This window comes from Oceanibacterium hippocampi, from assembly GCF_900172325.1.
Classification (GTDB): domain Bacteria; phylum Pseudomonadota; class Alphaproteobacteria; order Sneathiellales; family Sneathiellaceae; genus Oceanibacterium; species Oceanibacterium hippocampi.
Window position 1 is genome coordinate 209,405 of record NZ_FWFR01000004.1, and the last position, 19,398, is coordinate 228,802.

Annotated in this window: 18 protein-coding genes; 15 read left to right on the top strand and 3 right to left on the bottom strand. The window is 67.9% G+C overall.

The annotated features are described in order from the left end of the window. Positions 1 to 221: 221 nt before the first annotated feature. The 3 genes from OCH7691_RS19795 (at position 222) to OCH7691_RS19805 (ending at position 3,709) form a co-directional block, all read left to right on the top strand. Complete coding sequence (locus OCH7691_RS19795; RefSeq protein WP_085885331.1) at positions 222 to 1,337, top strand: ferritin-like domain-containing protein; 1,116 nt, start codon at positions 222 to 224, stop codon at positions 1,335 to 1,337. Between the two features lie 114 nt (positions 1,338 to 1,451). Then, positions 1,452 to 3,086, top strand: a complete 1,635-nt coding sequence (locus OCH7691_RS19800) for a GMC family oxidoreductase (RefSeq protein WP_085885332.1) — start codon at positions 1,452 to 1,454, stop codon at positions 3,084 to 3,086. Next, positions 3,083 to 3,709, top strand: a complete 627-nt coding sequence (locus OCH7691_RS19805) for a trimeric intracellular cation channel family protein (RefSeq protein ID WP_085885333.1) — start codon at positions 3,083 to 3,085, stop codon at positions 3,707 to 3,709. Before OCH7691_RS19800 ends, OCH7691_RS19805 begins: the two co-directional genes overlap by 4 nt. Positions 3,710 to 3,755: 46 nt before the next feature. Here OCH7691_RS19805 and OCH7691_RS19810 read toward each other — a convergent pair whose 3' ends face one another. From OCH7691_RS19810 to OCH7691_RS19820, 3 genes are all read right to left on the bottom strand, one after another. Then, the gene (locus tag OCH7691_RS19810; RefSeq protein WP_085885334.1) at positions 3,756 to 4,142 is read right to left on the bottom strand and encodes a VOC family protein; all 387 of its coding nucleotides are present in this window, start codon (positions 4,140 to 4,142) and stop codon (positions 3,756 to 3,758) included. A gap of 90 nt (positions 4,143 to 4,232) precedes the next feature. After that, positions 4,233 to 5,474, bottom strand: coding sequence for an RNA polymerase sigma factor (locus OCH7691_RS19815; protein WP_085885335.1), 1,242 nt, complete (start codon positions 5,472 to 5,474; stop codon positions 4,233 to 4,235). Next, positions 5,471 to 5,860, bottom strand: coding sequence for a YciI family protein (locus OCH7691_RS19820; protein ID WP_085885336.1), 390 nt, complete (start codon positions 5,858 to 5,860; stop codon positions 5,471 to 5,473). Before OCH7691_RS19820 ends, OCH7691_RS19815 begins: the two co-directional genes overlap by 4 nt. Before the next feature lie 295 nt (positions 5,861 to 6,155). On the opposite strand from OCH7691_RS19820, the gene OCH7691_RS19825 reads away from it, so the two are divergent. The 12 genes from OCH7691_RS19825 to OCH7691_RS19880 all read left to right on the top strand — a co-directional run bounded on the left by OCH7691_RS19825 (position 6,156) and on the right by OCH7691_RS19880 (position 19,378). Next, positions 6,156 to 6,650: a GNAT family N-acetyltransferase gene (locus OCH7691_RS19825; RefSeq protein WP_085885337.1), complete on the top strand. Its 495-nt coding sequence runs from the start codon at positions 6,156 to 6,158 to the stop codon at positions 6,648 to 6,650. Between the two features lie 90 nt (positions 6,651 to 6,740). Then, positions 6,741 to 7,196, top strand: coding sequence for a carboxymuconolactone decarboxylase family protein (locus OCH7691_RS19830; RefSeq protein WP_370853129.1), 456 nt, complete (start codon positions 6,741 to 6,743; stop codon positions 7,194 to 7,196). A gap of 4 nt (positions 7,197 to 7,200) precedes the next feature. Beyond that, positions 7,201 to 8,118 (top strand): sigma-70 family RNA polymerase sigma factor, encoded by a 918-nt coding sequence (locus tag OCH7691_RS19835; protein ID WP_085885339.1) that lies wholly within the window; start codon positions 7,201 to 7,203, stop codon positions 8,116 to 8,118. A gap of 166 nt (positions 8,119 to 8,284) precedes the next feature. Next, positions 8,285 to 9,187, top strand: coding sequence for a polysaccharide deacetylase family protein (locus tag OCH7691_RS19840; protein WP_085885340.1), 903 nt, complete (start codon positions 8,285 to 8,287; stop codon positions 9,185 to 9,187). 46 nt (positions 9,188 to 9,233) lie between these two features. After that, positions 9,234 to 10,388 carry an N-acetylglucosamine-6-phosphate deacetylase gene (nagA, locus tag OCH7691_RS19845; protein ID WP_370853128.1) on the top strand — a complete coding sequence of 385 codons (1,155 nt, stop codon included), beginning with the start codon at positions 9,234 to 9,236 and terminating at the stop codon, positions 10,386 to 10,388. A 164-nt stretch (positions 10,389 to 10,552) separates the two neighbouring features. Then, positions 10,553 to 10,906 carry a hydroxyisourate hydrolase gene (uraH, locus tag OCH7691_RS19850; RefSeq protein WP_085885342.1) on the top strand — a complete coding sequence of 118 codons (354 nt, stop codon included), beginning with the start codon at positions 10,553 to 10,555 and terminating at the stop codon, positions 10,904 to 10,906. A 9-nt stretch (positions 10,907 to 10,915) separates the two neighbouring features. Beyond that, complete coding sequence (gene xdhA, locus OCH7691_RS19855) at positions 10,916 to 12,379, top strand: xanthine dehydrogenase small subunit (RefSeq protein ID WP_085885343.1); 1,464 nt, start codon at positions 10,916 to 10,918, stop codon at positions 12,377 to 12,379. Continuing rightward, positions 12,376 to 14,733 carry a xanthine dehydrogenase molybdopterin binding subunit gene (xdhB, locus tag OCH7691_RS19860; protein WP_085885344.1) on the top strand — a complete coding sequence of 786 codons (2,358 nt, stop codon included), beginning with the start codon at positions 12,376 to 12,378 and terminating at the stop codon, positions 14,731 to 14,733. The genes xdhA and xdhB overlap by 4 nt, the downstream gene beginning before the upstream one ends. Then, complete coding sequence (xdhC, locus tag OCH7691_RS19865; RefSeq protein WP_085885345.1) at positions 14,730 to 15,779, top strand: xanthine dehydrogenase accessory protein XdhC; 1,050 nt, start codon at positions 14,730 to 14,732, stop codon at positions 15,777 to 15,779. The genes xdhB and xdhC overlap by 4 nt, the downstream gene beginning before the upstream one ends. Positions 15,780 to 15,830: 51 nt before the next feature. Further along, positions 15,831 to 17,375, top strand: coding sequence for an ABC transporter ATP-binding protein (locus OCH7691_RS19870; protein WP_217808163.1), 1,545 nt, complete (start codon positions 15,831 to 15,833; stop codon positions 17,373 to 17,375). Beyond that, entirely contained in the window at positions 17,368 to 18,447 is a 1,080-nt protein-coding gene (locus OCH7691_RS19875; RefSeq protein WP_085885346.1) for an ABC transporter permease, read from the top strand. Before OCH7691_RS19870 ends, OCH7691_RS19875 begins: the two co-directional genes overlap by 8 nt. A 10-nt stretch (positions 18,448 to 18,457) precedes the next feature. Beyond that, the gene (locus OCH7691_RS19880; RefSeq protein WP_085885347.1) at positions 18,458 to 19,378 is read left to right on the top strand and encodes an ABC transporter permease; all 921 of its coding nucleotides are present in this window, start codon (positions 18,458 to 18,460) and stop codon (positions 19,376 to 19,378) included. The last annotated feature ends 20 nt before the right edge of the window (positions 19,379 to 19,398 follow it).

Below are 19,398 nucleotides of genomic sequence, written 5' to 3' on the forward strand. Positions count from 1 at the left end.
CGGCGTCCGCTCCGGCATCGTCGCGGGCGGCGTCCGCGAATGGCGCATCATGTCAGCGCCGGCACGGCGCGCGCAACATCTCTCGCCGGTCCGGCAACGTTCGATTGGCGTCCCGTTCGCGGCTCGCGGAACTCTGGCCGAGATTGACGTTTACGTTAACGTCAAGTACGCTTCGCGCCTGATACGGTACCCTGGGCTCTTGGCAAGGGGAGGTTGTCCCGATGGCGGACCACATTACCAGCGATCAGGTTTACCAGACCGTCGACCGCGTCGATTTCCGCGCGATGATCGAGGTCGATCGCTACGGCGACCGCACCGATGCCTTCGACGGCATCATCTCCGCGACACACGATCATTTCTGGGATCCGCTCGACAACGCCTATATCGATTTCTCGATGCCGTTCGACGTCAACAGTCAGCTCATCATGCCGGTCGAGCAGATCGTCGAGTTGAATTCGGCCGTCGCGGACCGGCTTGACGAGGGCCAGCAGATCCGGCTCGGCAACGAGATCATGCGCTGGAGCCTGTCCTCGATCCTGCACGGCGAACAGGGTGCGCTCTCGCTCAGCGCCAGCCTCTGCCATATCCTGAAGGACCCGGGCGCGCAGGAATATGCCGGCAATCAGGCGCGCGAAGAGGCCCGACACGTTAGCGCCTTCAGCCGCTATATCGGCCTGCGCTGGAAGACGCCGCTGCCGGTCGGGGAATGCCTCGGCGACCTGCTCGAGGAACTCGTGCTCGCGCCCGAGGTCTACAAGAAGCTTGTCGGCATGCAGATGCTGGTCGAGGGGCTGGCCATGGGCGCCTTCGCCAACCTGCACCGCCATACCAGCGATCCGGTTCTGAAGCGGCTCGTCCAGCTGGTCATGACGGACGAGGCGTTTCATCACAAGTTCGGCAAGATCTGGGCCGACCGGACGATCGGCAAGCTGAGCGCCGACGAACATCGCCGGGTCGAGGAATGGGCCGCGCGCTGCTTCGAGATCCTGCTCTTCAATCTCTCCAACATCCGGCAGCGCCACCATATCTACGAGGCGTTCGGGCTCGACTGGGAATGGGTCCGGGACGCCTGCCGGGAAGTCTACGGTGAAACCGAGCGGCGCAATTCGCTGACCCAGCAGACCAACATCTTTCGCGTGCTCATCAAGACCCTGCTGCAGGCCGGCATCATCACCGACCGGACCCGCCATGTCTATGCCGCCTGGGTCGACATGGAGGAGCTGCAGGGCGAGGGCGACTTCATGGTCGGCGACGCGGTTGCCGCCGAGGGCATCGAAACGCTCCGCGAGATCAACGCCCGCCGGCGGGTGATCGGCCAGAAGCCGACCGCCGCCTGACGGCAGCCTCCCCGCCGGTCCTCTGCCGCATGGCGTAACGCCGATTGAATTCCGCCCGACGATGGAGAAGACTGACCGTCAACGGGATGGAAATCAGCGAGCGGCGAGGCAAACATGCCCTCCGGTGAACGACGGGATGGCGGCGAGTTCGATTACGTGATCGTCGGGGCGGGCTCGGCCGGCTGCGTGCTTGCCAACCGGCTGAGCGCCGATCCGGCGGTTCGTGTGCTGCTGCTGGAAGCGGGCGGGCGCGATACCTATCCGTGGATCCATATTCCCGTCGGCTATCTCTACTGCATGGGCAATCCGCGCACCGACTGGTGCTTCAGGACGGTGGCGGAGCCCGGCCTGAACGGCCGCGCGCTCGATTATCCGCGCGGCAAGGTGCTCGGCGGCTGCTCCTCGATCAACGGCATGATCTACATGCGCGGCCAGGCCCGCGACTACGACCAGTGGCGGCAGCTCGGCAATACGGGCTGGGGCTGGGACGACGTGCTGCCCTACTTCCGGCGCTCCGAGGACCATTACGAACGCGACGACGACAGCCATGGCCAGGGCGGCGAATGGCGGGTCGAGAAGCAGCGGCTGTCCTGGCCGATCCTCGACGCGATCTGCGAGGCGGCCGCCGAACTCGGCATTCCCCGGGTCGCCGATTTCAATGACGGCGACAACGAGGGGGTCGGCTATTTCCAGGTTAACCAGCGCGGCGGCGTGCGCTGGAGCACCGCCAAGGCCTTCCTCCGCCCGGCCCTGTCGCGTCCCAACCTGACCGTCGTGACCGGGGCCCACGCCGAACGCCTGGTGATCGACGGGCGGCGCGTGCGCGGCATCGACTACCGGGTCGGCGAGGCCGGCTGGCGGGCGCGCGCCGGCGGCGAAGTGGTGCTGGCGGCGGGGGCGATCGGCACGCCGCAACTCCTTCAGCTGTCCGGCGTCGGGCCGGGTGCGCTGCTCGGCCGGCACGGCATTGCGGTCGAACTGGATCAACCAGGGGTCGGCGCGAACCTCCAGGATCATCTCCAGATCCGCACGATCTTCCGCGTGTCGGGAACCCGGACGCTGAACGAGCGGGCGAATTCCCTGCTCGGCAAGGCCGGGATCGGCCTCGAATACCTGCTGAACCGGTCCGGGCCCATGGCGATGGCGCCGAGCCAGCTCGGCATCTTCACCCGTTCGGACCCGTCATACGAGACCGCCAACATCGAGTATCACGTGCAACCGCTGTCGCTCGACCGCTTCGGCGAACCGCTGCACGATTTTCCGGCGATCACCGTGTCGGTCTGCAACCTGCGCCCGGAAAGCCGCGGCGAGGTGACGATTTCCGGCAGCGATCCAGGCGCCAAGCCGATCATCCGCCCGAACTATCTCTCGACCGACCGGGACCGGCTCGTCGCGGCGCAGTCGATCCGCCATGCCCGTTCGCTGATGGCGACCGGAAGGATGCAGGAATTCCGCCCCGTCGAGATCAAGCCGGGTCCGGAGATCGCGAGCGACGAGGAACTGGCGCATGCCGCCGGCGACATCGCGACGACGATCTTCCATCCGGTCGGCACCGCGCGGATGGGTCCGGACGATCAGGCGGTCGTCGACATCCGGCTCCGCTTCCGCGGACTGGAGGGCCTGCGCATCGCCGACGCTTCTGTCATGCCGACGATCACCTCGGGCAACACGAATTCGCCAGTCATCATGATCGCCGAGAAGGCCGCCGACATGATCCGCGAGGATGCGAAGCGCCGCAGGGCGGCATGAACCCGGTTCTCGTTCACCTGCTCGACCTCGTCGGCGTGGCGGTCTTTGCCGCCTCGGGCGCCCTGGTCGCCAGCCGCAAGAAAATGGACGTGATCGGCTTCGCGTTGCTCGCCACCCTGACCGGGATCGGCGGCGGCACGGTCCGCGACCTGATCATCGACCGGCCGGTCTTCTGGCTGCTCGACCAGAGCTACCTCGCGGTCTGCGTTGCCATCGCGCTGGCGAGTTTCTTCCTCGCCCACCTGATCGGCCGGCGCTACATCGTGCTGCTCTGGGCCGACGCGATCGGGCTCGCCGCCTATGGCGTGCTCGGCGCCCATATCGCGCGCTCGGCGGGGGCCGGGGTACTGCCGGCCATTGCGCTCGGCATGATGACGGCGACCTTCGGCGGCCTGTTGCGCGACGTGGTCAGCCGCGAACTGCCGCTGATCCTGAAGACCGAGGTCTATGCGACCGCGGCGCTGGTTGCCGCCGGCCTGTTCGTGGGCGCCCGGGAACTCGGCCTCGAGGCGGTCCCGGCCGCCGCCATCGGCTTCGCCGGTGGCTTCGCGGTCCGCGCCGGCGGCATCATCTGGCACTGGTCGCTGCCCCGCTACCGGCCGCGCGAGGGTCGGGAATACTGAGGAGCGGGCGACACCGGGGCCGATCGCGGCCCCGGTGCATGCCCGGTCAGGCGGACTGGGACTCGTAGGTGATCAGTGCCAGGACCGCGCCCGCCGGATCGGCGAAATGTGCCATCCGTCCGACGCCGGGCACGGAGAACGGCTCCATCAGTGGCTTCGCCCCCGCGGCGACCGCCTTCTTGAAGCGGGCATCCACGTCGTCGACCGTGATGTAGCTGACCCAGCTGCCCCGGTCCGCCGGCATCGGCGAGAAGCCGCCGATCGGGTGCTCGCCGACCATGATCCCGTAATAGGTGGCGCCATCCTGCATCGGCAGTTCGGCGATCTTCCAGCCGAGCACCTTCTCGTAGAAGGCGCGGGCGGCGGCGCCGTCCTTCGCGTGATGCTCGATCCAGCTCGGTGCGCCGTGCGTCATCATCGGTTCGCTGCTCATGTCTCGTCCTCCTGTCGCGTTTCGCCGCTTGATGCGGTTGAACAGAGGACGCGCCAGCGCCGAGCGAACCGACAGGGCAGGGAAAAAAACTCAGAGGGCGGCGAGACGGGCCTCGAGATGCTGCCGTTCGGCGGCGGTCGCGGCGAGTCCGAGGGCGCAGGTGATCGCCTCCCGCGCCGCTTTCAGGTCGCCGATCTCGGCAAGCAGCGCGCCCCGGACCCCATGGTAATAGAGATAGCCCTGGAGCGCGTCGCCGAGACCGTCGACAAGCGCGAGGGCGGCTTCCGGACCCGCCACCTTTGCCCGCGCGACCGCCCGGTTGAGGGTCACCACCGGCGACGGCTGAAGGCTCTCCAGGGCGCCGTAAAGCCGGTCGATCTCGGCCCAGTCGGTGTCGGCGGCGCATGGCGCGGCGCAATGGACGGCGGCGATGGCGGCCTGGACCTGGTACGGGCCGGGGCGGTGCTTGCGGAGTGCCTTCTCCAGCAGGACCCGGCCTTCGTCGATCAGCGTCCGGTTCCAGAGGCCGCGGTCCTGTTCGTCCAGCAGGATGATGTTGCCGTCCGGATCGAGTCGGGCCCGGGCCCGGGAATGCTGGAACAGGCAAAGCGCGAGCAGGCCCATGATCTCGCTCTGGGCGGGAAAGAGCCTGAGCAGCAGGCGGATCAGGCGGATCGCCTCCTCGCAGAGCGGCGCGCGGATATGCGCGCCCTCGCCGGCCGAGGCGTAGCCTTCGTTGAACATCAGGTAGAGATGGCCCGACACGGTGCCGAGCCGCTCCGCCCGTTCGGCGAGCGAGGGCGTGGCGAAGGGAATACCCGCGTCCGCGACCTTCCGCTTGGCCCGGGTGATCCGTTGTTCCATCGCCTTCCGGGTGACCAGGAAGGCGCGTGCGATCTCGCGCACGGAGAGCCCGGCAACGACCTTGAGCGCCAGCGCCATCTGGTCGGACTGCGGGATCGCCGGATGACAGCAGATGAACAGCAGGCGAAGAATGTCGTCGCGATAATCGTCGAGTTCGATGCGCTCCAGGGCGGCTTCCTCGCTGTCCAGGCCGTCGCTGATCTGGTCGGTGTCGAGTGGAACCGTGCGCCGGTTGCGGCGTATCGCGTCGATCCCCGCATTGCGCCCGGCGAGGATCAGCCAGGCGACCGGATCGTCGGGCAGGCCACGTTCCGGCCAGGACCCCAACGCGCGGAGCGAGGCCGTCTGGAACGCGTCTTCGGCGCGGTCGAGATCGCGGAAATAGCGGGTCAGCGCGCCGACGACCCTGGGCCGGGCCGAGCCGAGAACGGCGGCGAAACGGTCTTCACGGCAGAGTCTTCCCGTCATCCGCTCTGTTCGGCGGCCTTGGCGCCGGCGAGGTCGCCGGTACCGAAATAGCGGATCGGCCGGATCTCGATGGAGCCGATGTCTGTGGGCAGCAGGCTGGCCGCCGCCACGGCCTCGTCGAGGTTGTCGCATTCGATCAGGTAGAGCCCGAGCAGCTGTTCCTTCGTCTCGGCGAAAGGCCCGTCGATCACCAGGGGCTTGCCTTCTCCCGGCTTGATCGTCACGGCCGCGCTTGTCGACATCAGCCGGGCAAAGGGGCCGAGCCCGCCCGAAGCCCGCATGTGACTCTGCAGGACACCGTGGCGGGCCAGGATCGCTTCTTCGGCCTTCTGGTCGAGCTGGTCTAGTTCCGCCTCGGCGGCGTAAATCAGAATGGAATAGAGCATCGACGTGTCTCCCCCGCTTGGTTGCCGTCATGACAGAGGACGCGGCAGGTCGTCGTCATCCGACATCCCGACAAGAGAATACCGCCCGGCAAGCCATTTCAGGGAATTTTCGCGACGCAAGCCTGTTCGATCGGTTGGACTTGTCGCCGTCATGCGCGCGTTGCGCGTGGCCGCTGTCAGAACGATCTCCGGCGCACTACAATGCGGTAACCTGTCGATTCGGACGTGCGAACGCGTCGAACCGTGGGCGAGGTGGCAGACGGTACATCATTCACGACCGCAAGGGCGGACAGGTATGCGAGTAGACATTCGCGACGAAGCGACGGCCGACCGGGCAGCGGTCCGGTCGGTGGTGACCCAGGCATTCGGGCGGCCGGCGGAAGCGGACCTGGTCGAGCGGTTGCGCGCCGACGGCGATGTCGAGATCGCGTTGGTCGCGTTCGACCGGGCCGGCCGCATTGTCGGCCATGTCCTGTTCTCGCCGATGACGGCGCCCTTCAGGGCGCTTGGCCTCGCCCCCGTTGCGGTCCTGCCGGAATGCCAGCGTTCCGGTATCGGCGGCCAACTGATCCGTGCCGGCATCGCGCGCGCCGCCGCCGCCGGATGGGCCGGCATCTTCGTGCTCGGCGAACCGGAATATTACCAGCGCTTCGGTTTCCGGCCCGAGACCGCGGCGGGCTTCACCTCGCAGCATGCGGGGTCGTGGCTGATGGCGCTGGCGCTGAACGGATCGCTGCCGGCGACGACCGGACAGGTCGACTACGCACCCGCGTTCGCAGACCTGGAATGACCGGCCGCGAAAAAGATGCCTCCGCGATGTCACGCCAGATCAGTGCCGTTCCGTCTTGATGTCACAGTCGCATGGAGATGAGAGATGACGTTGGAATCGCGTTTGAATTATCGCGAGGAGAATCCGAAGGCGGTCGAGGCAATGCTTGCCCTTGAAGGCTATGTCCGGGGATGCGGCCTCGAACACAGCCTGATGGAACTGGTCAAGACGCGGGCCTCGCAGATCAACGGCTGTGCCTTCTGCGTGCACATGCATACCCGTGACGCCCGCGCCGCCGGGGAGACCGAGGAACGTCTCTACCTGCTGTCGGCCTGGCGGGAATCGCCGCTTTACTCGGCGCGGGAACGGGCCGCACTCGCCTGGACGGAGGCGCTCACCCGTGTGGCGGACGGGGCGCCGAGCGACGAGGACTATGCCGAACTGGCCCGCCGTTTCTCGCCGAAGGAGCAGGTTGACCTCGGCTTCCTGATCGGCGCGATCAATGTCTGGAACCGGATCTGCGTCGGCTTCCGCGTGATCCATCCGGTCGACCAGCGGGCGGCCTGAGCGGATGGGCGAGGCGGCACAGGGCGAGGCGCTGCGACCCGATTCCCCCGCGCTTGCCGCGTTCGAACGGCATCGCGGCTATCTGCGGCACGTGGCCTATCGCATGCTCGGATCGCTGGCCGATGCGGAGGACGTCCTGCAGGATGCCTACCTGCGCTGGCATCACGCCGACCGCGAGGCGGTCCGGAACGAGAAGGGCTATCTTTCGAGCGTCGTGACCCGGCTCTGCCTGGATCACCTGGGATCGGCCCGGGTCCGGCGCGAGCAATATGTCGGGGCGTGGTTGCCCGAGCCGCTGATCGACTCCGCCGACGACGCCGATGGGCCCGATGCCAGCGTCGAGTTCGGCTATGCTCTGATGCTGGCCCTGGAGCGGCTGTCGCCGCTTGAACGCGCGGCCTTCCTGCTGCACGACATCTTCGACATGAGCTTTACCGAGGTCGCCCGGTCGATCGGCCGGGACGAGGCGGCCTGCCGCCAGCTCGCCCTGCGGGCACGCCGCCATGTGCGCGAATCCCGGCCGCGCTTCCCGGTCCCTGCGGCGGAAGGTCGTGCGATCGCGGAAGCCTATTTCCGGGCCAGCCGGGATGGCGATATCGCATCGCTGGAAAGCCTGCTCGCCGAACATGCGGTCATGGTTCACGATGGCGGCGGCCGCAAGCCGGCGGCCCTGAACCCGATCCGCGGGCGTGATCGGGTGCTGCGATTCAAGCAGGGGATCGCGCGCAAGCAGGGCAGAACGCCGTCGCGCCTGCTTCATCTCGGCCCGGTCGACGGGTTGCCGGGCCTCGTCACGATGGAACATGGCGAAACCCTCCAGGCAACCGCGCTGGTTATAGAGGAGGGGAGAATCGTCGCGATCTACGTGATCCGCAATCCGGACAAGCTGGCCCATATCGACATGCCCGGCGCGCGCGCCTGACGGCCCGAGGCCCTGTGAGCCATTCTTAATCTTTGCCCGGATAATGTTCCCGGCAGTGATCGCTGGATAATCGGGCGAGGCGGACGCATACTATCGTACGTTGTGGTGGGTGCAGGGTTCGCGCTGCCCGCGAACGGTCCGTGGCGTCGTGTGAGAGGCATCGGTCATGGCACTCAGACTGAGCATGTGGGAAAAGAACTGGCCCGAGGTAGGCGCCGCATTGCGTGGTGGCGCGCCCGGTTTCCTGTTCATGCGGAAGCCGCAGGACATCGGCAACAATGTCCCGGTCTTCTGCTATCACACCGTCGAGCGGGAGGCCTTTGTGGCCGATCTCGACTTTCTCGCCGCGAACGGCTACCGGACGATGTCCGCCGACGGTCTGCTCAGCCACATGATGGGCGAGGAACCGGCGCCCGCGCGATCCGTCGTGCTCACCTTCGACGACGGCGCCCGCAACCTTTACGAGGTTGTCTACCCGGCGCTGAAGCAGCGCGGCATGGTCGGTGTCGCCTTCGTCTGCGCCGGCCTGCACAAGGAACCGGGCGAGCAGGCGGCGATCATCAACGGCCATGCGGGCATCGTGCCGCCGCTAGACTGGGTGCAGATGCGCGAGATGCACCGGGACGGCGTCATCGACTTCCAGTCGCACGGCCTTCGCCATGCGCCGGTCCCCGACTGGCCGGAGCAGGCGACCCTGCTCGGTGTCTCTGACGACTGGATCGAACTGGTCGAACTGCCCGAGACCTCGGTCCGGGATGAATTCGCCAGAGCCCGGGCGATCCTCGAGGAGAAGCTGGACAAGACCGTCCTGCATCTCGCCTTCCCCTGCTACAAGGGCACCGAGGAGGGGCTGCGCATCGTCGCCGATTGCGGCTATCGCGCCGCCTGGTGGGGCGTGATGGCGGGCCGCGCCTTCAACCGGCCGGGCGATTCCCCCTGGCAGGTGACGCGCTGGAGCGGCGAGTTCGTTCGCCGGCTGCCCGGCGAGGGGCGGCGTCCGCTCGACCGCATTCTCTGGGACCGCTACGGCGGGACCCTTGACCGGGTGCTCGGCACAGTGCGGAAATAGCGCCTCTCGATCCGAAACGCTGCGGCCGGGGCCGCGACCGGTACATGTGATGACGTCGAGCCTTGTCGCCTATCCAGCCGCGGAGATCTTCGACGGCGAACGTTTCCTGCGCGACGCGGCCCTTCTGGTGGTCGACGGCCGGGTCGAGGGGGTCGTCCCGCTGTTCGGCATTCCGTCGGCGGCCGAACGGATCGATCTCGGAACCCGGCTGATCGCCCCGGGGTTCATCGACTGGCAGGTCAATGGCGGCGGCGGCGTTCTGTTCAACGACGCGCCGACCGTCGACACGCTCCGACGGATCGCCGCCGCCCATGCGGCCTTCGGCACGACCAGCCTTCTCCCGACCCTGATCAGCACCGACCCGGAAACGACGAAAGATGCCGCCGACGCGGTCGGCGCGGCGCTCGCCGAAGGGCTGCCGGGGATCGCCGGCATCCATTTCGAGGGCCCGCATCTGAATCCGCGCCGCGCCGGCGCCCATCCGACAGCGGCGTTGCGGCCGATGGATGCCGCCGACCGTGCGCTCTATGGCCGCGCCGGTCTCGGGCGGGTCGTGGTCACCGTGGCGCCGGAAATCGTCTCGCCCGACGACATTGCGGCGCTTGCCGCCGCCGGCGTCGTCGTGAGCCTGGGTCACAGCGACGCTTCGGCGGAACAGGCGATGACAGCGTTCGGCGCCGGGGCCCGCGCCGTCACCCATCTGTTCAACGCCATGTCGCCCTTCGGTCACCGGCAACCGGGCCTGCCCGGCGCCGCGATCGATTGCCCCGATATCGTCTGTGGCCTGATCGCCGACGGCCATCACGTCCATCCGGCAACCCTGCGGACCGCGCTCCGCGCGCTCGGCCCGGGGCGCGCCACACTGGTTACCGATGCGATGGCGACGGTCGGCACGGCCGCCGACCGCTTCCGCCTCGGCGGGCGCGAGGTCAGACGGATCGAGGGGGCGCTCCGTCTCGATAACGGGACGCTCGCGGGCTCCGACCTCGACATGGCGGCGGCCGTCCGTTTCGCGGTCGAGCAACTCGACCGGCCGCGGGACGAGGCGCTCCGCATGGCCTCGCTCTATCCGGCCCGATTGCTTGGCCTCGGCGACCGGGGACGGCTCGTTGCCGGCGTGCGGGCCGATTTCATCGCCCTCGACGAAGGGCTTGTCGTGCGGGCCGTGAGAATCGGCGGACGGGCGCCCGCAGTTCCCTGAAGCGCCATGCGCGGGCGTCCGCGCCCACCGCCCAAAAATTGAGGCATTGTCAAATTCATTGATATAGTCGGGATGGTTTTCTCGAATATCATGACGATAAGAACGGGGTCGAAACCACCGTTCCTGGGGAGGTTCGGACACTTTACGAGGGGGTTGAGCGGCAAATGGGTCGCCTCACGACGCATGTCCTCGATACCGCGCGCGGCATGCCCGCGGCCGGCCTGCGGATCGAGCTGTTCGGACTCGACGGCGCTCTGCGGCACGCGCTCGGCGCGGCTGTCACCAACGCTGACGGGCGCTGCGACGCTCCCTTGCTCTCGGACGACTCATTCCGCGTCGGGGATTACGAGCTCCTGTTCCATGCCGGCGCCTATTTCGACGGCCTCGGGGTTGACCTTCCGACACCCAAGTTCCTCGACATCGTGCCGATCCGCTTCGGGATCGCGGACCCGGCGGCGCATTACCATGTGCCGCTGCTGCTCTCGCCGTTCGGCTATTCGACCTATCGCGGCAGCTAAGAGGGACCCATGCGCCGTCATATCCGGTTCCATCTGAACGGCGAGGCGCGGGAGCTCGAGGCGGCGCCGCCGACACTGACACTGTTGCAATATCTGCGCGAGCACGAAGGACTCGTCGGCACCAAGGAAGGCTGCGCCGAGGGCGATTGCGGAGCCTGCACCGTCACCGTTGGCGAGCTGGTCGACGGCGCCGTGCAATACCGCGCGCTGAATGCCTGCATCCTGTTCATCGGCGCCCTCGACGGCAAGTCGGTGACCACGGTCGAAGGCGTCCGTGCCGCCGATGGCGCGCTGCATCCTGCGCAGGCCGCGCTGGTCGAGCGACACGGCTCGCAATGCGGCTTCTGCACGCCGGGCTTCGTGATGTCACTTTATACGGCCTACCGCCAGGGCGGGGTCGCCGACCGGGCCGCGGTCAACGACCTGCTTGCCGGCAATCTCTGCCGCTGCACCGGCTACGGCCCGATCATCGACGCGGCGCTCGAGATGCGGGGGCGCCCCGCGCCGGCCGGCGAGGCGGAGCGGGCGGCGGCCGAGAAGGCCGCGCTTGAAGCGATGGCGGATGACCAGACACTGGCCACCGAGGCGCCCGAGGGCCGCTTCTTCGCCCCGGCCAGCGCCGACGAACTGGCGCGGCTCTATGGCGAGCATCCGGAGGCGGTGATCGTCGCCGGGGCGACCGACGTGGGGCTCTGGGTCACCAAGCTGCATCGCCGGCTGGAGACCGTGCTCTATCTCGGCCGGGTCCGGGAACTGAAGGACATTTCCGTCCGTGACGGCCGCCTCGAGATCGGCGCCGGCGTCACCTACGCGGACGCCCACGCGGTTCTCGCCGAGCACTTTCCCGATTTCGGCGAACTGATACGCCGCCTCGGCGCCCGCCAGGTACGGGAAGCGGGCACGATCGGCGGCAATATCGCCAACGGTTCGCCGATCGGCGACAGCCCGCCGGCGCTGATCGCGCTGGGGGCGACGCTGGTCCTGCGGAAGGGCGCGGCGCGCCGCGAGATACCACTCGAGTCCTTCTTCATCGATTACGGCAAGCAGGACCGGGCACCGGGCGAGTTCGTCGAACGGATCCGTGTGCCGCTGGACGGGGCGGGCGAGCGGCTGCGCTGCTACAAGCTCTCGAAGCGCTTCGACCAGGACATCTCGGCGGTATGCGGCTGCTTCAATATCGCCATTGTCGACGGCCGGGTGACCTCGGCCCGGATCGCCTATGGCGGCGTCGCGGCGGTCCCCAAGCGGGCCCGCGCGGTCGAGGCGGCGCTGGAGGGCGCGGCCTGGAACGAGGCCACCATCGAGGCTGCGGTCGCTGCATACGACCGGGATTTCAGCCCGATCAGCGACATGCGGGCGACCGCCGGATACCGGCTGCTGGCGGCGAAGAACATGCTGCGCCGCTGCTGGCACGAGAGCCACGCGCCGCTCGCCGAGACACGACTCGTCGGACGGGGAGCGGCCGTCGCATGAAACCGATCGCCAAGCCGGGAAACGCGGAGAGGATCGAGGGCGGCGTCTCGACCGCGCTCCGCCACGACAGCGGCCACAAGCATGTGACGGGCGAGGCCGTCTATGTCGACGACATTCCGGTTCCGGCCAACTGCCTTGCGGTGCATATCGCGCAGAGCGAGAAGGCCCATGCGCGCATTCTCCGCGCCGATCTCTCGGCGGTGCGCGCCGCGCCGGGTGTGGTGCTCGTGGTCACGGCCGACGATATTCCGGGCGTCAACGATGTCAGCCCCGTCGCCGGTGACGATCCGATGTTTGCGGTCGGGTCGGGTCCCGGCACCGGGCTGGTCGAGTATGCCGGGCAGTCGCTGTTCGCCGTCGCCGCCGCCGATATCGCGACGGCGCGGGCCGCGGCGTCGCTCGCCGTCATCGAATACGAGGAACTGCCGGCGCTGATCACCGTCGATCAGGCGATGGAGGCGAACGCGCTGCTGGAGCCGCCCTATACCATGGCCCGGGGCGATGCCGAGGCGGCGATCGAGAAGGCACCGCGCCGGTTGTCGGGCCGGGTCCGCGTCGGCGGGCAGGAGCATTTCTATCTGGAAGGGCAGGTGGCGCTGGCGCGGCCGGGCGAGGATCACGAGATGTTCGTCCAGTGTTCGAGCCAGCATCCGACCGAGATCCAGCATGTGGTGGCCCGCGTGCTCGACCTTGCCAATCACGATGTCACGGCCGAGGTCCGGCGCATGGGCGGCGGTTTCGGCGGCAAGGAGAGCCAGGGCAACCTGCCGGCGGCGGCGGCGGCGCTTGTCGCCCGCATGACCGGGCGTCCGGCCAAGGTCCGCTACGACCGTGACGTCGACATGACGATCACCGGCAAGCGGCACGATTTCCGGATCGACTACCGGGTCGGCTTCGACGACGAGGGACGAATTCTCGGCATCGCCTTCGATCAGGCAGTGCGCTGCGGCATGTCGCACGACCTGTCCGGTGCGATCGCCGACCGGGCCATGTTCCATGCCGACAATTGCTATTATCTGCCGAACGCCCGCATCACCTCATACCGCTGCAAGACGCACACCGTCTCGAACACCGCCTTCCGGGGGTTCGGCGGGCCGCAGGGAATGGTCGGGATCGAGCGGGTGATCGACGAGATCGCACACAGCCTTGGCCGCGATCCGCTGGCCGTTCGTCGCGCCAACTTCTACGCACCGGCGGGCGCCCGGTCCGATCGCACCGTCACGCCCTATCACATGACGGTCGAGGATTGCGTGATCCAGCCGATCGTGGACGCGCTTGTCGACAGCGCCGACTACGAGGCGCGCCGAGCCGAGATCCGCGAGTGGAATCGCGCGAACCCGATCATCAGGCGCGGCATCGCGCTGATGCCGGTGAAATTCGGCATTTCCTTCACCACGTCCCATCTCAACCAGGCCGGCGCGCTGGTCCATATCTACAATGACGGCTCGATCCGTCTCAATCACGGCGGCACCGAGATGGGACAGGGCCTGTTCACCAAGGTCGCCCAAGTGGTTGCCGAGGAATTCCAGGTCGATATCGGCCGCGTCCGGATCACCGCGACCGATACCGCGAAGGTGCCGAACACCTCGGCGACGGCGGCATCGTCGGGCTCGGACATGAACGGGATGGCGGCACGCAACGCCTGCCGGACGATCCGCGAGCGCCTTGTCGCCTTTGCCGCCGAACGCTGGCAGACGACCCCGGACGAGGTCGCTTTCCTGCCCGGCCGGGTCCGGGTCGGCGGCGAGGAGATCGCCTTCGACAGCCTGATCCACGAGGCCTGGCTGGCGCGGGTGTCGCTGTCGGCGACCGGCTTCTACGCGACGCCCAAGATCCACTGGGATCGGGTCGCGGCGCGCGGCCGGCCTTTCCTCTATTTCGCCTATGGCGCGGCGGTCTCGGAAGTGGCGGTCGATACGCTGACCGGCGAGAACCGGATCCTCCGTGTCGATATCCTGCACGATGTCGGCCGCTCGCTGAATCCAGTCATCGATCTCGGCCAGATCGAAGGCGGCTTCGTCCAGGGCGCCGGCTGGCTGACCATGGAGGAACTGTTCTGGGACGACGCCGGCAGGCTGCGCACGCATGCGCCGTCGACCTACAAGATCCCGACGTGCGGTGACCGGGCGCCCGACATGCGCATGGCCATCTGGGACGGGGGCGACAACCGGGAAGACACGATCTATCGTTCCAAGGCGGTCGGCGAACCGCCGCTGATGCTCGGCATTTCCGTCCTGATGGCGCTTTCGAACGCGCTCGAGACCGAGGGCGGGGCCTATCCGGCGCTCGATGCACCGGCGACGCCGGAACGTCTGCTGATGACGGCCGAGCGCCTGAAACGGGCGGCTCGTTGAGCCGGCTCTTCCAGGAAATCGCGAAGGCAGCCGCGGGCGGCTGGGCGGTCCGCGTGACCGTGATCCGGGCCGAGGGCTCGGCCCCGCGCGGGCCGGGCGCCGGGATGACAGTGACGGCGACGGGGCTCGACGGCACGGTCGGCGGTGGCGCGCTCGAATTCGATGCAATCGCCGAGGCGCGCAAGATCGGCGCGGCGGGCGAGGGCGCCTGGCCGCGCGCCGTCCGGACCTACCCGCTCGGACCACGCCTCGGGCAATGCTGCGGCGGTTCGGTCCGGCTGCTGTTCGAACGCTACGCGGGCACCGACGCACTGGCGCTGGACGACGCTTCGGGCCAAGACGACCTGGACGGCGGGCTGATCGTTCGCCCGCTCGACGGCGGCACCCCGCCGATCATCCTGCGCGACCGGAAGCAGATCGGGCGCGACTGGCCGCTGTCGCTCAGCCGCGCGGTCAAGGACATGCTGTCAGGCGCCCGGCGGCGCGAGGCCGCGCTCGTCCCCGGAGGCAAGGGCCGGCCCGACTGGTTCGTCGAGCCGCTCGCTCCGGGCGCGATCCCGCTATATCTCTACGGCGCCGGCCATGTCGGGCGCGCCATCGTTGCGGTCATGCGGGGATTGCCGTTCCGGATCATCTGGGTCGATACCGCCGCCGAGCGATTTCCGGACGACGTGCCCGAGGATGTGACGCGGCTCGTTGCGGCGCAGCCCGAGACGGTCGCGGCCGGTGCGCCGGCCGGCGCATTTCACGCGGTGATGACCTATTCCCATCCGCTCGATCTCTCGATCTGTCACGCGGTGCTGGCGCGGGGCGTGTTCGGCTATCTCGGACTGATCGGCTCGGCGACCAAGAAGACGCGTTTCGTTCGCCGGCTTTCCGAACTCGGCATCGCCGACGCGACGATCGCCCGGATGACCTGTCCGATCGGAATTGCCGGCATCGCCGGAAAGGAGCCGGCGGTGATCGCCGTCGGTTTCGTCGCCCAGATCCTGCAGATCGCCGCGGCGCGCGATAGCACATGCACGGCACGGAAAAATAGTCTGTAATATCGAAGATCCCGGAGCAGAATCGGGACGCGATAACAGGGGGTTTGAGTTTTGGAGAACAACGCGGTCGCTCTGCTCGAGCTTCGGGGAATCAGCAAGCGGTTTCCGGGAGTCCTGGCGAACGACGCCGTCACCTTCTCGGTCGGCCATGGCGAGATCCATGCGCTGCTGGGCGAGAACGGGGCCGGCAAGTCGACGCTGGTGAAGATGATCTACGGCGTCATGCGACCCGACGAGGGCGACATGATGCTGGGTGGCGCCCATTACGCGCCGGCCCGGCCGTCGGAGGCCCGGAGTCATGGCGTCGGCATGGTGTTCCAGCATTTCTCGCTGTTCGAGGCTTTGACGGTCGCCGAGAATGTCGCCCTCGGCATGGAGCGGGAGGCCGCCTCCGGCGATCTCAACCAGAAGATCATCGACATCTCGAAGGCTTACGGATTGCCGCTCGATCCGACGCGCTATGTCGGCGCGCTCTCGGTGGGCGAGCGCCAGCGGGTCGAGATCGTGCGCTGCCTGCTGCAGAATCCGCGGCTCCTGATCATGGACGAGCCGACCTCGGTCCTGACCCCGCAGGAAACCGAGCTGCTGTTCGACACCTTGCGGGCGCTCGCGCGGGAGGGCTGCTCGATCCTCTATATCTCGCACAAGCTCGAGGAAATCCGGGCGCTCTGCGAATCCGCGACCGTGCTGCGCGGCGGCCGGGTGGTCGCCACCTGCGATCCGCGCAACGAGACCGCGAAGAGCCTGGCCGAGATGATGATCGGCAGCGAGCTTGCAGCACCACCGGCGCGCGATACCGTGCCGGGCGAGGTCCGCCTCGCCGTGAACGGCCTGACGCGGGCGAGCGACGATCCGTTCGGCGTCGATCTCAAGGACATCGGCTTCGAGGTCCGCGCCGGCGAGATTCTCGGCATCGCCGGGGTCGCGGGGAACGGCCAGGAAGAGCTGATGGCGGCCCTGATCGGCGAAAGCCGCAGCGAGCAGGCCGCGACCATCGTCGTCGACGGCACCCCGGTCGGCTGCGACGGCCCGACCGTGCGGCGCGCGCAGGGCATGTGCTTTGTGCCGGAGGAACGGCTTGGCCATGGCGCCGTTCCCGACATGTCGCTCTGGGAGAATACCCTGGTATCGGCGCGCACGCGGATGGGCCTCTCGATCAACGGCTTCCTGAAGAACGGCTCGGCCCAGGCCTTCGCGACCCAGGTCGTTGCCGCGTTCAAGGTCAAGACCTCGGGTATCGAGCACAGCGCGGCCAGCCTGTCCGGCGGCAACCTGCAGAAATTCATCGTCGGCCGCGAGGTGCTGCAGGCGCCCGGCGTGCTGATCGCGGCGCAGCCGACATGGGGCGTCGATGCCGGCGCCGCCGCCGACATCCACCAGGCCCTGCACGACCTGATGAAGAAGGGAACGGCGATCCTGGTGATCTCGCAGGATCTCGACGAGCTGATGGCGATCTCGACCCGCTTCGCGGTCATTGCCAACGGCCGGCTTTCGACGCCACGCCCGGTCGGCGAGGTCTCGATCGAGGAGATCGGCCTGCTGATGGGCGGCGTGCATTCGGATGCCGTGCCGGCCTCGGAGGCCGCCCATGCTTAGGCTCGAACTGCGCAAGGAGCCGTCGCGCGCGATGCGCTACGCGACGCCGGTGCTGGCGGTCCTGCTGACCATCCTCGCTGGCGGGATCATGTTCGCCCTCATGGGCAAGGATCCGGTCGAGGCGCTCCACGTCTTCTTCATTTCCCCGCTCTCGGACCTGTTCAGCATCACCGAACTGATGGTGAAGGCCTCGCCGCTGATCCTGATCGCGGTCGGGCTCTCCTTCGGCTTCCGCGCCGGGGTCTGGAATATCGGCGCCGAGGGCCAGTTCACCGTCGGCGCTCTGACCGGCGGCGTGGTCGCGCTGATCTTCTACAATGTCCCCGGCATCTGGCTGCTGCCGATGATGACGATCGCCGGCGTCCTCGGCGGCATGGCCTGGGCGGCGATCCCCGCCTTCCTGCGAACCCGCTACAATGCCAACGAGATCCTCGTCAGCCTGATGCTCACCTACGTGGCGATCCTGCTGCTGAGCGTTCTCGTGCATGGCCCGCTGCGCGACCCGGAGGGACTGAATTTCCCGGAAAGCCGGATGTTCCACGATTCCGCGACCTTGCCGATCCTGATCGCCGGGACCCGCGCCAATATCGGCTTCGTGGTGGCGATCCTGGTCGCGATCACCGCCTGGATCGTCATGGCCCGCCATGTCATCGGCTTCCAGGTCCGGGTCATGGGCGAGGCGCCGCTCGCCGCTCGTTTTTCCGGCTTCCTCGAATCCCGGATCGTCTGGCTCTGCCTGATGATCTCGGGCGGTCTTGCCGGCATGGCGGGCCTGTTCGAGGCGGCGGGTTCTGTCGGCCAGCTGGTTCCCATGCTGCCCGTCGGTTACGGCTTCACGGCGATCATCGTCGCCTTTCTCGGGCGTCTCAACCCGATCGGCATCGTCGCTGCCGGACTGGTCATGGCGGTCACCTATATCGGCGGCGAAGCGGCGCAGATCGAGCTCGGCCTGCCGAGCGCGGTGACCGGGGTCTTCCAGGGGATGCTGCTGTTCTTCCTGCTCGGGATCGACGTGCTGGTGCATTACCAGATCAAGTCGCGGCGCCCGTCCGCGGTCGCGGCAAAGAGCTGAGGGGGCGGCCATGGACCTCACAATCCTGATCCTGCAGGGCATCATCGTCGCCGCGACGCCGCTGCTGTTCGCGGCCATCGGCGAACTCGTCGTGGAGAAATCCGGCGTTCTCAATCTCGGTGTCGAGGGCATGATGATCGTCGGCGCCATCGCCGGGTTCGCGATGACCATCGAAAGCGGCTCGCATCTCCTCGGGCTGGTCGCGGCGGCGACCGCCGGGGCAGCGACGGCGGCGATCTTCGCCGTGCTGACCCAGTTCCTGATGTCGAACCAGGTGGCGACTGGCCTCGCGCTCACGATCTTCGGGCTCGGCGTCTCCGCACTCTGGGGGCAGGGTTATTCCGGCCAGTCGACGGCGCCGCTGGCGAGGCTCCATATCCCGGTTATCTCCGACCTGCCGATCGTCGGGCCGCTGCTGTTCAGCCACGATATCCTGGTCTATCTCTCGGTCGCGCTGGTCGTCGGCGTCGCCTGGTTCCTCAACCGGACCCGGGCCGGACTGATTCTCCGCGCCGTCGGCGAAAGCCACAGTTCCGCCCATGCGATCGGCTATCCGGTGGTCAAGGTGCGCTTTCTCGCGCTGCTGTTCGGCGGTGCCTGCGCGGGCCTCGGCGGGGCCTACCTGTCGCTCGTCCAGACGCCGCTCTGGGTCGAGGACATGACCGCCGGGCGCGGCTGGATCGCGCTTGCCATCGTCGTCTTCGCGACCTGGAAGCCGGGCAGGGCTTTCGCCGGGGCCTACCTGTTCGGCGGCGTCACGGTCCTGCAGCTTCATGCCCAGGGATTTGGCGTCGGCATCGATGCGCAGTATCTTTCGATGCTGCCCTATGTCACGACGGTGGTCGTGCTGGTCATCATTTCCCGGGACAAGGCGCGCGTCAGCCTCAATGCGCCGGCCTGTCTCGGCAAGCCGTTCTACGCATCGTCCTGAACGGCGCCGGGCGCGCCGCG

Coding starts and splice junctions, on each gene's coding strand:
- OCH7691_RS19795 (WP_085885331.1), top strand. CDS start 222: ATGGCGGACCACATTACCAGCGATCAGGTTTACCAGACCGTCGACCGC.
- xdhB (WP_085885344.1), top strand. CDS start 12,376: ATGAAACCGATCGCCAAGCCGGGAAACGCGGAGAGGATCGAGGGCGGC.
- OCH7691_RS19820 (WP_085885336.1), bottom strand. CDS start 5,860: ATGCTCTATTCCATTCTGATTTACGCCGCCGAGGCGGAACTAGACCAG.
- xdhA (WP_085885343.1), top strand. CDS start 10,916: ATGCGCCGTCATATCCGGTTCCATCTGAACGGCGAGGCGCGGGAGCTC.
- OCH7691_RS19840 (WP_085885340.1), top strand. CDS start 8,285: ATGGCACTCAGACTGAGCATGTGGGAAAAGAACTGGCCCGAGGTAGGC.
- OCH7691_RS19880 (WP_085885347.1), top strand. CDS start 18,458: ATGGACCTCACAATCCTGATCCTGCAGGGCATCATCGTCGCCGCGACG.
- uraH (WP_085885342.1), top strand. CDS start 10,553: ATGGGTCGCCTCACGACGCATGTCCTCGATACCGCGCGCGGCATGCCC.
- OCH7691_RS19805 (WP_085885333.1), top strand. CDS start 3,083: ATGAACCCGGTTCTCGTTCACCTGCTCGACCTCGTCGGCGTGGCGGTC.
- OCH7691_RS19800 (WP_085885332.1), top strand. CDS start 1,452: ATGCCCTCCGGTGAACGACGGGATGGCGGCGAGTTCGATTACGTGATC.
- OCH7691_RS19835 (WP_085885339.1), top strand. CDS start 7,201: ATGGGCGAGGCGGCACAGGGCGAGGCGCTGCGACCCGATTCCCCCGCG.
- OCH7691_RS19810 (WP_085885334.1), bottom strand. CDS start 4,142: ATGAGCAGCGAACCGATGATGACGCACGGCGCACCGAGCTGGATCGAG.
- OCH7691_RS19875 (WP_085885346.1), top strand. CDS start 17,368: ATGCTTAGGCTCGAACTGCGCAAGGAGCCGTCGCGCGCGATGCGCTAC.
- OCH7691_RS19815 (WP_085885335.1), bottom strand. CDS start 5,474: ATGACGGGAAGACTCTGCCGTGAAGACCGTTTCGCCGCCGTTCTCGGC.
- OCH7691_RS19825 (WP_085885337.1), top strand. CDS start 6,156: ATGCGAGTAGACATTCGCGACGAAGCGACGGCCGACCGGGCAGCGGTC.